Origin of the sequence: Legionella clemsonensis (assembly GCF_002240035.1) — a bacterium.
GTDB classification, from domain to species: domain Bacteria; phylum Pseudomonadota; class Gammaproteobacteria; order Legionellales; family Legionellaceae; genus Tatlockia; species Tatlockia clemsonensis.
On sequence record NZ_CP016397.1, the window covers coordinates 1,368,339 to 1,383,192 of the forward strand.

The following is a 14,854-nucleotide window of genomic DNA, read 5'->3' on the forward strand; positions in this document are numbered from 1 at the left end:
TGTAGCCTGCATGGTGTTATTTGCTATCCTAGCAAAGACAACACTGATTGTGGCAAGCTATTCGCCTGAGCAAGCATTGCAGTTCCAGCTTGTTGCAGAATTTGCCCCTTAGTCAGATTGGCTGTTTCTGCTGCAAAGTCAGCATCCTGAATCCGGCTTCGCGCAGCAGAAAGGTTTTCTGATACGTTTTGCAGGTTTGCAATCGTGGACTCAAAGCGGTTTTGCAGAGCACCCATTGCGGCACGGTTAGAGCTTACTGAGCTTAAAGCAGAGTCCAGACGTAGAATAGCTTCGTTAGCACCACCAACAGTGCTGACATCCAGTGTATCAATACCACTGGTATCTTTGGCAATTGAAGCAGATAAACCTAAGGTTGCCACAGTACCACCAATACTGATGCTATTAGTAGCACTGATTGATAGGACGCCGCGCAACACGCCGTCAAAATCACCACCAGTAACTGTTAAACCGTCTGTACCAGCAGTAAAACCAGTACCACTTTCAGAAATGTCAATATTACGACCATCACTTGCTGTTAAAGTTAGATCACCGCCGTTTAAACTGGCAATGACACCTGTCTGATTACTGACAGAGTTAATAGCATCTCGAAGTTGAGTATTGGTTAAAGCAGTAGCGACGTCTTCGTTGGTGAAGATAGCTACGCCATTAATTGATAAGTTATAAGTATCACCTGCAGTACCACCGATAGGCCCTACAGTTTGTGTACCGGAAGTAGAGGCCGTTACTGAAAGTCCTGCAATACCAGCATCGTTGATAGCAGCTGCTTTTGCATAAGCAGAGCTAGCATCCTGATAAGCATTGCCTGTAAATCCCGCACTGGAATTAATTGTGGTAGCAGCACCACCACCTACGGCGATTGTGATATCAGTTGCCGCAGCAGCAGATACTTCAGTTCCGGTTTCCTGAGCAATTCCCCCGATAGAAGACGCTTTAATACTGCCAACCGAGAAAGTAATGGTTTGGTTAGCATTAGCTCCCACCTGGAAACTGGCACTTGAGAAAGAACCGTCCAGGATACGTTGGCCGTTAAACTCTGTATTTAAAGCAATTCTATCAAGCTCGCTCTTTAATTGGTCAATCTCCTCCTGAATTGCTTGTCGATCGCCTGAGTTGTTCGTTGAGTTGGCTGATTGCAAGGCCAATTCACGCATACGTTGCAGGATATTTGTCGTTTCCTGCATAGCACCTTCAGCAGTTTGCGACAATGAAATACCATCATTGGCATTACGGATGGCCTGATTCATACCGCGAACTTGTGCAGTCATGCGTTCAGAAATAGAGAGACCGGCTGCATCGTCCTTTGCACTATTAATGCGCAATCCTGATGAAAGACGTTGGATCGCTAATTGCATGGTTTTTTGTGAGCCGTTTAAATTACGTTGAGCATTAAGCGACATCACGTTTGTATTAATTACTTGAGCCATGACTAAAATCTCCTCGAACCTGAATCCCTGGATGTGGGATTTACCGTATTATCGATAAATTGTGTGTAAGCATTTATCGAACCCATCGTTTTTATCGGAAATAAAGAAAAAAACTTTAGTGTTTAAATCGATTTTTTACGCAAAAAAAGAGAGAAAAAGTGAGATAAATTAAGGTGTTAATAAAATAATCATTTTTGCATTATTTTGAAGACAGTGCTCATGCGCAAATTACCATCATACTGAGCAAAGCGAGGGATTCCGGCAGATAACATCCTGCTCTTTCAACGAGATCCTTCAAGCGACGATATCGCTTTCAGGATGAGGTGGGCCGGAGCATTTTTGTTTATATTTACATTTCGTCATCCAGGATGCGGCAAAGCCGCATGAAGAATCCTTCTGCAAATAGAACCCATTTCATATTGAGAAGTTCCTTCGCTTTCTTCAAGATGATGCTTTGTTTTTTATACAGAATAATAAAAAACAAGCGCTTAAAGTAAATTCAGGTTATACTATTGCGCTTAAAAACCGGGTGGATTTCTGTTATGAGTTGGCTAAAAAAATTATTACCTTCGAAAATTAGAACTGAAACCTCTCAAAAAAAGGGTGTTCCTGAGGGGCTTTGGGTTAAATGTTTGGGTTGTAACTCAGTACTTTATCGCAGTGAGCTAGTAAAAAATCTTTCTGTTTGTCCTAATTGCAATCATCACCATCGTCTAACAGCACGTGAACGCATCGCCCAGTTTCTCGACGAGGCAGGTCAGGAGGAGATTGCTGCTCATTTAGAACCTGTCGATCGTTTGAAATTCAAAGATTCTAAAAAATATAAAGATAGAATCAGTCAGGCTCAAAAGACAACAGGTGAAAAAGAGGCTTTGATAGTAGTAAAAGGCGCTTTAAAGCAACAGCCTGTTGTAGTAAGTGCGTTTGAATTTAATTTTATGGGTGGTTCCATGGGGGCTACTGTGGGTGAAAAATTTGTCAGGGCGGTTGATGCTGCTACAGCTGAAAGATGTCCTTATATCTGTTTCACGGCAAGCGGCGGTGCGCGTATGCAAGAGGGCCTCTTCTCATTAATGCAGATGGCCAAGAGTTCGGCTGCTCTTGCGCGATTCCAGGACACAAGGTTACCGTTTATTGTCGTTTTGACAGATCCCACAATGGGTGGTGTTTCTGCCAGTTTTGCCAGTCTTGGTGATATTATTATTGCCGAACCCAATGCGCTTATTGGCTTTGCCGGCCCTAGAGTGATTGAACAAACGGTAAGACAAACTCTGCCGGAAGGGTTTCAGCGCAGTGAATTTTTACTGGAACATGGCCACATTGATATGATTGTAGAGCGTAAAAATTTACGCGACACAGTTGCTGAGTTGGTGGCAAAACTTTCTCATCGAGATTCAGTTAATACTTTAGATGAAGCACTATAAGCATTTTACCATTGCAGAATGGTTACATTATCTTGAGACGCGTCATCAGCAAGAAATTCAGCTGGGATTGACGCGTATTAAGCAGGTTGCTGAATCTCTTGATTTGCTTCGATTACCAAGCAAAGTAGTGTCAATCGCAGGTACTAATGGTAAAGGCTCTGTTGTTGCTGCCCTTGAAGCGATTTACAGCGCTGCTGGTTTTCAGGTTGCCAGTTATACGTCTCCTCATTTAGTTTCATTTAATGAGCGTATAAAGATCAATCAAAAACCTATTGCGGATACTGACTTAAAAGAAGCCTTTTGTGCCATAGAAGAAGGACGGGGTTCAGTCTTTTTAACCTACTTTGAGATGGCGACGCTTGCGGCATTGTGGTATTTCAAAAAACATTCCATCGATATTTTGCTCTTAGAGGTAGGTCTTGGAGGGCGCCTTGACGCTACCAATATTATCGATGCTGATTTAGCAATTATTACAACGATTGATTTGGATCATGAGGAATATTTAGGTAACAACAAAGAATCTATAGGTTATGAAAAAGCTGGCATTTTGCGGTATGGGAAACCAGCTATTTACGCCGACAAAGATCCCCCCCATAGTATCGTTGAAGCAGTTTCCTCTATGAGTTGCCCTTTATACAGGTTAGGTATTGCTTATGATTACAAGCTGAATGATACGACTCTTGAAGTCAGTGCTTGCGAGCATGTAATTACGTTAGAGCGTCCTGTACTTCATGCAAATTCAATCGCAGCGGCAGTGATGGCTACTCTCTGCCTGCAAACGGTATTGCCGGTCAGTTTCTCCTGTATTGCGGAAGGTTTGCGTAATTTAGTTTTACCAGGGCGATTGCAGCATATAAAGGGCAAAATGACTACGTTGCTCGACGTTTCCCATAATCCGCAAGCAGTAAATTATCTGGCAAGCTATATTAAAAATTTACATTGGAAAGGTTCTATTCATGCTGTCTTTTCGGCATTAAAAGACAAAGATATCCCGGCTTTGATAAAACCTTTAATAGAAATAGTTGATCATTGGTATCCTGCTCTTTTATCAGGAAAACGGGCAGCTAGTGAGGAACAATTTGGCGCAGCCTTTCGTATTTATGGTATAGTACCTTTTTGCTATGCTGATCCTTTGTTGGCTTATCAGGCTGCTTGCAATGTAGCTAGCACAGGTGATTTAATCGTAGTTTATGGTTCATTTGTTACTGTAGGGCAAGTACTGCCTGCTGTATGTAATACCAACCGGAGCTGAGGAGAGATGATGAAACTAGTGATGGATGAGCGTGTAAAGCATCGGCTTATAGGCCTTGCTGTTATTTTATCTATAGCTGCTATTTTTGCTCCCGCAATCATTAAAAAATCCAATCAACGAATTGATGATAATGTCAGCATTTCTGTGAAATTGCCACCTAAACCAATTCCGCCAAAGGTTGCAATGCCTGATGAACAGGAAATGTTTAAAACAGTTAAAGTCGCCCATGTAGAACTTCCGGATGTTCCTAGAGAGTCAGCGGGACCTGCACTTGCAAAAGCAGAGTCTCTTAGTCAGTTAAATGATATTAAAGAAGCAGTTGGACCTATGGTAGCGAAAGCAAAAGTAGAGCCGACCAGGGTGGCAAAACATAAACCCACTATTGTTGTGGCAGCGACCAATAAACTGACAACTTCAACTGCTGCGCCTAAACCGACTTCTGTCGTTGCAAAAAATAAAGCTGCTGCCAAACCTGTTCAAATGGCCAAAATAAAACCACAGACCTCTACAGCAAAAGGTTTATATGCTGTTCAACTGGCTACTTTTTCCAAACAAAAAAATGCAGATGCACTGGTTTCAAGATTAAGGGCCAAAGGATATAAAGCGAGCTATAACAGAGTCAATATGCCTCAAGGAACAGTGTATAAAGTGATTGTTGGACAAGGTCGTCCTAAAGAACAAGCCAAAATATTACAGCAACAACTCGCCAGTGTGATGCAAATTAAAGGATTTATTGTGACCACAGGGGTTAGCTAAGTATGCAATGGTATTGGATTGATTTGCTAATTGTTGCAGTTATTGGCTTATCGGTTTTAACCGGCCTCATTCGTGGTTTTATTAAAGAGTTAATTGCGCTTGCTGTGTGGGTTTTGGCAATTTGGCTGGCTTTTAGTTACTCACAAACCCTGGATCCTTGGTTGCAACAATATATTCAGGATAAGACAGCAAGAACAGTTACCGCATTTATTTTAATATTAATAGCTACATTAATAGCTGGTGGTATAGTGAATGCAATTTTAAGTTTTATTTTAAAGCGCTCGGGATTGAGCGGCACCGACCGAATCCTTGGTATGGGATTCGGATTTGTTCGAGGTATTTTTATTATTGCGTTGATCATGTTGGTTGTTAGAATGACATCCTTGCCTTACCAACAATATGCGAGTAATTCAACCTTTTATGCGAAGTTTGAACCTGTCGTTAACTGGCTATATGACTTAATGCCAGAATTTATAAAACAGATCAAGGTTTTTGACCATCCGCTACAGTTACCTTCAACGGGTTCAGGCATCCAATTACCTGCTAACACAACACCTCAACCTGGTGGACAAATTTATTTACAGCAGGGGCAACCAAATAAAGAGGGTCTACTCACAAATTCTGATGCCTTTGAGCTCTCTGATGCTTAAATTTATCACTCAGCTAGCTTCAGGCATTGATGAGGTAAAAGATTTATTAGAGGTTACCAGAACCCTGATGGCAGGGCTCACGCGATATTCGAAGGTGCAAAGCCAAGAGTTAGTCTGCTCATGAATGCAGAAGTACGTACAGATTGAGCACTACTTGCTTTATCTTAAGCTATCAGTGCCAGACTTATATAAATTATTTTTTTGAATGTAATTTAAAACACTTTCAGGAATATAATCAGAGACATCTTCATTTCTCTCTAATTGCTGTCTCAACCAGGTTGAAGAAATATTAAAATCTCCTGCATCATAGCGATAAATCAAGCCATAAGGATGGGTTTTAATCGCGTTATTGTGAGGTACTTCATGAGTAAGTAACAGTTGGATTAATTCTTCTGAAAGGTTAATGTCACTGAGTCCGGGACGTTTTACAATCAATAAGTTAGCAAGCGATAGCAATTTTTCCCATTGATACCATTGAGGAAGTTGCCGAAAGGTATCGAGTCCCATCAGCAGTGTTATTGCTACATTTTCTCCGAATCTTCGGCGAAAATGTGTTAAAGTCGATACCATGTAAGAGGGAGAGCCTCGATTGATTTCTGATAAATCGAGGGTAAAGCTTTTGTTATGATTTTTTAGGGCGAGCGTTAACATTTCAACGCGTTGAGTGGCAGTTGCCATTGCTTTGTCTTTGAGTACTGGAGTTTTACAAGGTAAAAATATAAATTGATCAAAATGAAAATGATGCTGAATATTTTCTGCAATATTTAAATGTCCTTTATGAACAGGATCAAAAGTGCCACCATAAATAATCAAATTATCCAAAATAACCTACCTGCTTACCTAAACAGAGAGAAAGGGCTACGTTTTCTAAACCAGGCCAAATTTGGTTCCTTTGGTTTGATTTTATCTGCTCATCAAGCATCTTACAAAATTGTAATAGCTGGACAAGAATATTTTTTGGCAAACGCTTCAAAGCAGACTGATATAATTTTCCTTTTTGTGCCCAGATTTTTAACTGGGTGCAGGCTGTTGAAAAAGAGATGGATTGCTGAGTCATTTCTAGCAATTGCAATAAATTGCGTATGTCTTGTGCTAATAACCATAAGATAAGGGTGGGTTCTACATCACTATTATTCGCATAACGAAGATGCTGAATGACTTTATGAGCATCTTGTAATAAACAGGCGTCACTTAACTCATATAACTGATAATTACACTGATCAACAAGTTGTTCCTTGGCCTTGGCAAGCGTGAACACAGAGTCATCTGCAACGAGCTGAATTTTATCTAGAGCCTGCGCACAGGCCAACATATTGCCTTGAGTATATTGAGAAATAACTGCCGGAAGCTCGGCCTCAAAGTTTATTCCTCGTTTTACCAATTGTTCTTTAATCCACTGTTGCATAGCAATGCTATCTAGAGGATAAACTTGGACAATATGAATAGCTTTATTATTAGTGAAACTTTGTAATTGTTTGCTTGTTAAATTGGGGGAGCGAATAAGAAGCAAACATGAGTGGTTAATGTGTTGAAGATAGTTGGAGATAAAATTTTTACCTGTTGCGTCCAAGGTTTGCTTTTCGTAACGAATATCCAGCAATATAAAGGGAGAAAATAGTGAATAGCTAGTTGCTTTTTCCTCGACAAAAGCCCAATCTGACGAGCCATTGATGGAAATAATTGATTCTTCAGTTTCTGGGCTTTGCTGTTGCCAGCGCTGTTTAATTGCTGTAGCAGCTTCAGTTAATAAAAAATGATCCTGTCCTAAAAGAACATAAACCGCAGCGAGTGGATGGCGAGTAAGATAAGCATCTAAAGCCTGATGTTTAATAAGCATAATAATTAGCTATTTTTGCTTTCCTTAATAGAATAATTGTTTTTTGCCTGACTTAAGCGATTAACAATTTGCATAGCGGCATCGGCTCGCATTTCATTTTTCAATAATGCTTCTTCTGCGTCAGAACCTAAGATTCTGTCATTATTAATGGTGATTTGTCGAGTTACAAAAACACGCTTTGAGGAAATTATAGGTTTACCTTTTACCTGCACCAAGGAAAATTGTGCCTCATAAGTTAATAGATACTGCCGGGGTGCAGTGCTCGCACTGACGTTGGTAATTTCCTGTCTATAGCTATCTTTTTCAATGATCAGTAGATAATTTGCTTGTGCTGGGTCATCAACTACAGAAATATTATATCCCTCCAATTGATTTTTAATTAAAGTTTGCAGATCTTCATGGGCATCTTTAATAACAATTGCAATATTGTTAAGCCAGGCCGGTAAATCTGCCATTCCCCGCAGATGAAAACCACAACTGGCTAAAAAGCTAATGAATAAAAAGAGGAAAAAACGCTTCATCATCGCTAGATAACCAAATTAATTAATTGACGATGAGCGACTACTACTGCTTTTTTTATTGGTTTTCCGTCCAGAAAATTATTAACATGCTCTTTAGCCAGGTCGATCAATTCATTTTCACTCGTATCACTGCCTGCCGTAAATTGTGCACGTAATTTTCCATTAACCTGAACTACAAAATCCAGCTCATCAGTTTTTAAGGCACTTTTATCTACTTTGGGCCATGGAGCATCAATAATAGCTTTCTCGAAGCCAAGTTGCTGCCATAAATGGTGGCAAATATGGGGAGTAATGGGGGCCAGTAAACGAAGCAATATACTCATTCCTGAATGTAAAAAATATTTATCTTCTTCAGTTTCAATCTCATAAGAAGAGAGCTCATTAAAAAGTTTCATACATCCAGAAACGACCGTGTTAAATTGATGGCGTTCATAATCCATGCTGGCTTGTGCCAAAATTTGGTGAGCCGCCAGACGTGATTTCTTAAGACGTGAGGAGGTTTGTTGCCAATCAATATGGCCATTACCGCATAAAATTGTATCATTAATCTCTATGAATAGTTGTTGGTGTTGGTAAGCAAATGCCCAAATGCGTTTAAGAAAACGGTGGGCCCCCTCAACTGCTGTATCAGACCATTCCAGCGATTGTTCAGGTGGTGCTGCGAACATCACAAACAGGCGGGCAGTATCAGCACCATAAGTGTCAATCAAATGGTTAGGATCAACCACATTCCCTAAAGATTTCGACATCTTATGACCATCTTTAAGAACCATACCTTGAGTTAATAAGGCTTTAAAGGGTTCATCTGAGTTTACCAGACCTTCATCACGCATAAGTTTGTGAAAAAAGCGGGCATAAAGCAGGTGCATCACAGCATGTTCAATACCACCAATATATTGATCAACAGGTGTCCAATATTTGGCTCGGTCATCCAGCATGGCATTCTCCTGACCTTTGCAGGCGAAGCGAGCATAGTACCAGGAAGATTCTACAAATGTATCGAAAGTATCTGTTTCACGAGTTGCATCCTGTCCGCATTTTGGACAAGTTGTTTGAACAAACTCACTGCATTGAGCAAGAGGAGAGCCACTGCCGGTTAATTGGACGTCGTAAGGTAGTGTAACGGGTAAATCCTCTTCAGGAACAGGCACTATCCCGCACTCTTCACAAATAATCATTGGAATAGGCGTTCCCCAATAGCGTTGACGAGAGACTCCCCAGTCGCGCAAACGGTAGTTAATGGTCATTTTACCTGCATCGTGATGCTCGAGGTAATGGGCTATTTCTTTCGTTGCTTCAGCAGAAGTAAGGCCATCAAATTGATCTGAATGAATTAATCTTCCTTCCTGGGTAAAGGCTGATTGGGTATAATCATGTTTACTGCCATCTATGGGGGTAATTACTTCTTTAAGAGGCAAATTGTATTTTTGAGCAAATTCCCAATCACGTTGGTCATGAGCGGGAACTGCCATAACAGCTCCAGAACCGTATTGCATCAACACGAAATTGGCGATCCACACAGGTACTTCTTCTCCTGTTACTGGATGAATTGCTGACATTCCTGTTGCAATGCCTCGTTTTTCCATCGTTGCAATGTCTGCTTCAGCCATACGAACGCCCTGACAGCTGGCAATAAAGGCTTGAACATCAGCATTGTGTACAGCGACTTCCTTGGCAATAGGATGATCAGGAGCTACGGCAAGGTAAGTGACACCCATTAAGGTATCGGGGCGAGTGGTATAAATTTTGAGGCGCTTGGGGAAGTTAACTACTTTAAAGCTAATTTCACAGCCTTCAGAACGCCCAATCCAGTTTCTTTGCATTTGCTTAACTTGAGTAGGCCACTCATCGAGGGTGTCAAGATCATTTAACAATTCATCAGCATAGGCGGTAATTTTAATAAACCATTGAGAGATTTCACGTCGCTCAACCAAAGCACCCGAACGCCAACCGCGACCATCGACAACCTGTTCATTAGCTAGAACTGTTTTATCAACTGGATCCCAGTTCACGACAGCATTTTTCTTGTAAACGAGCCCTTTTTCAAATAGCTGAATAAAAAACCATTGTTCCCAACGATAATAATCAGGATCACAGGTAGCAATTTCACGTTTCCAATCATAGGCATTTCCCAAACGTAGAAACTGTTCTTTCATTGATGCGATATTTTTTTGAGTCCATTCTGCAGGATGTATTCCGTGTTTAATGGCTGCATTTTCAGCGGGCAGACCAAACGCATCCCAGCCAATGGGCTGCAGAACATTTTTTCCTAAAGCGCGTTGATAGCGAGCTATCACATCGCCCAGGGTATAGTTTCTAACATGCCCCATATGCAATGTACCACTAGGGTAGGGGAACATGGATAAGCAGTAAAATTTTTCCTTATTTAAGTCTTCAGAAACATTAAATGATTGTTTTTTTTGCCAATATTGCTGGGCTTGTTCTTCAACTTTACGCGGTTTATAGCTGTTATCCATAGTTACTTAATTAATCTTACAGTAGGGCTGGTAAGGATAGCGCCTCTTGTGCTCTGCAGCAATAGTTAATGTTTTAGTTTAGGTTTAAATATACCATAAAGCCCAAAAGATAGGACAATTATTAAGCAAAAAAGAAGCGTGGGCTTATCGCCAAAGGCAACCCAAAAGGTAGTTCCACTCATCGGTGTTAAAGTAGCTTTAAGAGTACCCGCGCTAAAGGCAGGTAAAGAAGCAATTAATTCCCCTTGATTATCAATGATTGAGGATAGTCCATCATTATTGGCCACGACCTGATAACGTCCTGTTTCAAGCGAGCGTACTTGAGCCATTTGTAATTGCTGGTACATGGCTAATGAATGCCCAAACCAGCCATCATCACTTATAGAAACAATCCATTCTGCTTTAGGTAACTGTTGACGAAGTAAATCGCCGTAGGCAAGTTCGTAGCAAATTAAAGTGGCAATGGGATGTTTCTGCACTTTTACCAGGGGTTGATTTTTCTTACCCGGCACCAGATTGGCATCAGGTATAGCTAACCATTCACTGATAGTTTGTAGTGCTGAAGGAATATACTCACCAAAGGGTACAAGGTGTTGCTTGAGATAAGAACCTTTTGCTCTACCTAAACTGATTAAAGCATTGTAATAAGAATGCTCATCCACCATGGTGGGTTTAGGGATACCTAACAAAATGGCGCTTCCAGCATCCCTGGTTTTCTGATGCAGGCTTTCAAGAAAATCTTCCACATAGCTTGGCGGGAGTGGAATGGCTGATTCTGGCATAACAATTAATGGTGTGCCTAACAATGTCTCAGTTTCAGTTTGGTATCGTTGCAGCAATTGCCAAAATAAATTCTCATCCCATTTGTCGCGCATGGACAAATTGGCTTGAATAACGCTAACTGAAAGAGGGGGGGAGATTGGTGAAGACCAGTTTATAAATTTAAACAGATAAGGGAAGAGAAGCAATCCTACAAAAATGCCTTGTAGAAGATACCGCTTGACTCCCTTAAATTGCATACTTACGACAAGTAAAGACGCAGCAAGACAGGTTAAAAATCCGACACCCAATACGCCCAAAACAGGAAGAAGAAATTTGCTTGGGGCATCAAATTGGCCAAAACCTAACAGAAGCCATGGAAACCCACTGAAGAGTGTGGCGCGGAAATATTCAAATAAAATCCACAATGCACTAAATAAAAAGCAAGAATAAACAGGCAAATGTGGATTGGCTAATTTCTTAAAAGCACCCACCATAAGCGCGGGAAACAGGGACAGATAAAGTAGAAAAAATAGGGTAATCAGTGCTGATATCAGACTGTTAAGGTGGCCGTATTCATGAATGCTGATATAAATCCAGGAAATACCCAGACCAAAATAACCCAAACCATAGAAAAGCCCATTTAGAAGAGGGTGAGGCGTTTGAGGATTGATAAGTTGTGCATAAAAAAAAGCGATACTTAAAATAGCTGCTCCAGGGATATGGAAGGGTGCAAATCCCAGGGGAAGCATTAAACCAAATAAAAAGGCGCGCAAAAGATAGGCATAATTAATTGTTTTTGCCGAAATTAACGACAGTTTTTGAACTGAAGCAATTTGATTCATAAATTTCATGCGCTCTAACCTAAACGAAGCGACGATAGAACACTAATGGGTAAAGGTCAAGATTTCTACAAGTAATTCATCCCATTAAATCAACAGCATATTGCCTATATCCAAGTACCATTTTTTTAGTGTACGATGACGACTCGTTTTACAAAGGAGAAGGATGTAATATGTACAACGTTATGATTACCGGCGCTGGAAAAATAGGAAGTTTAATCACTTGTTTGTTAGCAGATAGCGGTGATTATCAAATTCATTTAGCCGATTTGGAATTTTCCGGTACAGATGTTAATCGTTTATTGCAGGCGATGCCGGAAATAAAAACAGTTGCTCTGGATGTTAAAGATCAAGAGGCAATGCAAAGTTACCTGGAAAAAAATAACATTATCGCAGTTATTTCAAGCCTTCCTTATTTCCTGAATACTTATGTAGCAAAAGCTGCGAAAGCTGCGAAAGCACATTATTTCGACCTTACCGAAGATACTTCTGTCACTGAGGCAGTGAAAGCTATAGCTGAAGGAGCCAATACAGCATTTGTTCCTCAATGTGGCTTAGCCCCTGGATTTATCAGTATTGCAGCAAATAGTTTGATGAAAGAATTTGAACAGTGTCATCATGCAAAATTGCGTGTTGGTGCTTTACCCCAACGCGCCAGCAATGCGCTACACTATTCTTTAACATGGTCTACGGATGGGGTTATCAACGAATATGGTAATCCTTGTTATGGAATCGAAGCAGGTAAGCCTATTGTCCTAAAACCTTTAGAAGGTCTTGAGTCCATTCAGATTGATGGTTGTGAATATGAAGCCTTCAACACGTCAGGTGGTTTGGGAAGTTTGGCTGAGCTTTATGAGGATAAAATACAAAGCTTGAATTACAAAACAATGCGTTATCCTGGCCATTGCGAAAAAATGCGTTTATTGATGAATGATCTGAAGCTTAATGAAGATCGAGGAACACTAAAGCGTATTTTAGAAAGGGCTATCCCCAAAACTTATCAAGATATCGTTATCGTTTATGTTACGGTCGAAGGTATAAAGCAAGGTGAGCTCACTGAAAAAAGTTATGTAAAAAAAGTTTATCCTCAGGAAATTCATGGCTTGGAGTGGTCAGCCATTCAAGTTAGTACTGCATCCGGTGTCTGCGCTGTGGTTGATTTAGTCTTAGGCCAGGCCAATGAATACCGTGGCTTGGTGCTCCAGGAAAATTTCCGATTAACCGATGTATTGGCTAACCGCTTTGGTCAGCATTACGCTTAGGAGGAATCAATGGATTTATTGAAACGTCTGAATATTGATGAAGTTAACCCTGGTGCTTTTAGCGGCCAGGGATGGCAAAGCGAAATTGGCTCAAGCCGCTTACCCTCGTTTAATCCAGCGACGGGTAGTGCGCTTGCTGAAGTGGCGACTTGTTCTATGCAGGATTATGAACAAGTCATGGTGCGTGCCCAAAAAGCTGCCTTGGCATGGCGTGAAGTGCCTGCTCCCCAACGAGGGGAAATTATACGGCAAATAGGGCAGGCCTTGCGGGAGCATAAAGATGCACTAGGTAGTCTCGTTTCGCTGGAAATGGGTAAATCAAAACAAGAAGGGGATGGAGAAGTACAGGAAATGATTGATATCGCTGACTTTGCAGTGGGTCAATCCAGAATGTTATACGGTAAAACCATGCATTCAGAGCGTCCACAACATCGAATGTATGAGCAATGGCATCCTTATGGTATTGTGGGTGTAATTTCAGCATTTAACTTCCCTGTTGCAGTCTGGTCTTGGAATGCCTTTATAGCGGCAATTTGTGGTAACGTGACACTGTGGAAACCTTCTGCAAAAACCCCTCTTTGTGCCATTGCTGTCCATCACATTTGCAATAAAGTGCTGCAGAAAAATAATTGCCCTGAAATTTTTGGATTAATTATTCCAGAGTCTCATGATGTGGCAGAGGCTATGGTCAATGATACACGCATACCTTTAGTCTCATTTACGGGTTCAACTGCTGTTGGCAGACAGGTTGCAGCCAATGTGGCCAAACGCCTCGGTAAAACTATTTTGGAATTAGGCGGTAATAATGCCATTATTCTTGATGAGTCAGCCGACTTAAATCTGGCAATTCCTGCCATTGTCTTTGGAGCCGTTGGTACTGCCGGGCAACGCTGTACTTCCACTCGTCGTTTATTTGTGCATCAATCGATGTTTAGTGAAGTCGTTAAACGCCTACAGCATGCTTATGAGCAAATTACCATTGGTGATCCATTGGATAGTAAAAATTTAATGGGGCCTTTGATTGATGAGCAGGCGGTAAAACAGTTCAAGCAAGCAATTGCTCGTATTACCGCTTCAGGCGGACAAATTATTTTTGGTGGAGAAGCACTCAATAGACCAGGTTCTTTCGTGCAACCTACATTAGTTACTGACGTTGAAAATCAGTGGGATATTGTTCAGGAAGAAACGTTTGCACCTATTCTTTATGTAATGCCTTACAGGACCATCGAGGAAGCAATTGCATTACAAAATGGTGTTCCTCAGGGGCTATCGTCAGCAATGTTTACTCAGAATTTAAAACATGCTGAAGTTTTTCTTAGTGCTTTGGGTAGTGATTGTGGCATTGCCAATATTAATATTGGTACCTCGGGGGCTGAAATTGGTGGCGCCTTTGGTGGTGAAAAAGATACTGGTGGAGGTAGGGAGTCAGGTTCTGATGCCTGGAAAGCTTACATGCGTCGCCAAACCAATACAATTAACTGGGGAGATGCATTGCCTTTGGCACAAGGTATTCGCTTTAATATTTAGCAGTTGAACCTTAGAGAAGGATGGTAAATGTTGGTGACGCTCCTTTATTTGTCATTTTGACCTTTGTCGTCATTTTGACCTTTATCGTCATTTTGACCTTTA

At 41.0% G+C, this 14,854-nt stretch carries 11 protein-coding genes and 1 pseudogene; 6 read left to right on the forward strand and 6 right to left on the reverse strand.

Features of this window, described 5'->3' with window-relative positions; all coding sequences use genetic code 11:
* Positions 1–23 precede the first annotated feature (23 nt).
* Complete coding sequence (locus clem_RS05915; protein WP_094090788.1) at positions 24–1,445, reverse strand: flagellin N-terminal helical domain-containing protein; 1,422 nt, start codon at positions 1,443–1,445, stop codon at positions 24–26.
* Between the two features lie 542 nt (positions 1,446–1,987).
* Between clem_RS05915 and accD the strand changes: the two genes are divergently transcribed.
* From accD to clem_RS05935, 4 genes and pseudogenes are all read left to right on the forward strand, one after another.
* Positions 1,988–2,869 (forward strand): acetyl-CoA carboxylase, carboxyltransferase subunit beta, encoded by an 882-nt coding sequence (gene accD, locus clem_RS05920; RefSeq protein WP_094090789.1) that lies wholly within the window; start codon positions 1,988–1,990, stop codon positions 2,867–2,869.
* Positions 2,856–4,121: a bifunctional tetrahydrofolate synthase/dihydrofolate synthase gene (gene folC, locus clem_RS05925; RefSeq protein WP_094090790.1), complete on the forward strand. Its 1,266-nt coding sequence runs from the start codon at positions 2,856–2,858 to the stop codon at positions 4,119–4,121. The genes accD and folC overlap by 14 nt, the downstream gene beginning before the upstream one ends.
* Before the next feature lie 6 nt (positions 4,122–4,127).
* Positions 4,128–4,877, forward strand: coding sequence for an SPOR domain-containing protein (locus clem_RS05930; RefSeq protein WP_232505573.1), 750 nt, complete (start codon positions 4,128–4,130; stop codon positions 4,875–4,877).
* A gap of 2 nt (positions 4,878–4,879) precedes the next feature.
* Positions 4,880–5,374: pseudogene (locus tag clem_RS05935) on the forward strand (CvpA family protein); the annotation flags it as partial.
* 312 nt (positions 5,375–5,686) lie between these two features.
* Here the strand turns inward: clem_RS05935 and nadD are convergent.
* From nadD to lnt, 5 genes are all read right to left on the reverse strand, one after another.
* Positions 5,687–6,349, reverse strand: a complete 663-nt coding sequence (gene nadD / locus clem_RS05940) for a nicotinate-nucleotide adenylyltransferase (RefSeq protein WP_157698187.1) — start codon at positions 6,347–6,349, stop codon at positions 5,687–5,689.
* Positions 6,342–7,364 carry a DNA polymerase III subunit delta gene (holA, locus tag clem_RS05945; RefSeq protein ID WP_094090794.1) on the reverse strand — a complete coding sequence of 341 codons (1,023 nt, stop codon included), beginning with the start codon at positions 7,362–7,364 and terminating at the stop codon, positions 6,342–6,344. The genes nadD and holA overlap by 8 nt, the downstream gene beginning before the upstream one ends.
* A gap of 5 nt (positions 7,365–7,369) precedes the next feature.
* Positions 7,370–7,888, reverse strand: a complete 519-nt coding sequence (locus clem_RS05950; protein WP_094090795.1) for an LPS-assembly lipoprotein LptE — start codon at positions 7,886–7,888, stop codon at positions 7,370–7,372.
* A gap of 2 nt (positions 7,889–7,890) precedes the next feature.
* Complete coding sequence (leuS, locus tag clem_RS05955) at positions 7,891–10,362, reverse strand: leucine--tRNA ligase (RefSeq protein ID WP_094090796.1); 2,472 nt, start codon at positions 10,360–10,362, stop codon at positions 7,891–7,893.
* A 65-nt stretch (positions 10,363–10,427) separates the two neighbouring features.
* Positions 10,428–11,975 carry an apolipoprotein N-acyltransferase gene (lnt, locus tag clem_RS05960; protein ID WP_232505574.1) on the reverse strand — a complete coding sequence of 516 codons (1,548 nt, stop codon included), beginning with the start codon at positions 11,973–11,975 and terminating at the stop codon, positions 10,428–10,430.
* Between the two features lie 161 nt (positions 11,976–12,136).
* Here lnt and clem_RS05965 point away from each other — a divergent pair, with 161 nt between their 5' ends.
* Positions 12,137–13,225: a saccharopine dehydrogenase family protein gene (locus clem_RS05965; RefSeq protein WP_094090797.1), complete on the forward strand. Its 1,089-nt coding sequence runs from the start codon at positions 12,137–12,139 to the stop codon at positions 13,223–13,225.
* Positions 13,226–13,234: 9 nt separating this feature from the next.
* Positions 13,235–14,752, forward strand: coding sequence for an L-piperidine-6-carboxylate dehydrogenase (gene amaB / locus clem_RS05970; protein WP_094090798.1), 1,518 nt, complete (start codon positions 13,235–13,237; stop codon positions 14,750–14,752).
* Positions 14,753–14,854 lie beyond the last annotated feature (102 nt).